The sequence below is a fragment of the Mesonia aestuariivivens genome, from assembly GCF_019311235.1.
In the GTDB taxonomy this organism is placed as follows: domain Bacteria; phylum Bacteroidota; class Bacteroidia; order Flavobacteriales; family Flavobacteriaceae; genus Mesonia; species Mesonia aestuariivivens.
Genome location: NZ_JAHWDF010000066.1, coordinates 1 through 625, shown reverse-complemented (window position 1 = coordinate 625; position 625 = coordinate 1). Strand labels below are relative to the sequence as shown.

Below are 625 nucleotides of genomic sequence, written 5' to 3'. Positions count from 1 at the left end.
GGTTTTCTTTTCTAAACCGGGCAATGGTATTGTGATCGGGTTTTAAGTTTTTAATCAGCCAGATCACTTCAATGTTACGATAAGCCTCTTTCTCCAATCTTCGGGAAGATCGCATCTGGTTCATATAACCATAGATAAAGAGCTTGAGCAGGTCTGCCGGGTGATAGGGCGGCCTTCCCTGAGTGGCTATGGTTTGAAAGCCCATTTTTGATAAATCGAGCAAGTTTACAAATTGATCGATGAGCCGTACGCTATTCTCCCCAGGGATCATATCATCCAAACAGGTTGCGTAAAGGCTGAGCTGTTCCCGGTCTTGTCCTTGTTGGTATTCCATATCCTAAAAATACAAAATTCTTAGGTTTTGAGACACTCTGACGGTCTAGGGTATGAAACGTAGGGCATTTCAAAGCACATATCTGTCCACCCGAAACGAACTTGGATAAGTGTCTTATACTTTCGGAAACCACTGTCCACCCTATGTTTTATACCCAATGTGCGTGTTGCACAATTTACTAAAAAAGATTAATTTCATGATATGCAAGGCAAAAAAGTATATCAAGAGCAGTTATTCAACAGTTTTCGGTTGAGTGACCGCGTACCGCCCACAAATTTCTACCGCCGATTG

The 625-nt window shown here is 42.2% G+C and carries 1 protein-coding gene; it reads right to left on the bottom strand.

Annotated features, from left to right (window positions below):
- A partial coding sequence (locus tag KW502_RS15295; RefSeq protein WP_219041412.1) for a transposase occupies positions 1 to 334 on the bottom strand: 334 nt, incomplete at its 3' end.
- Between the last annotated feature and the right edge of the window lie 291 nt (positions 335 to 625).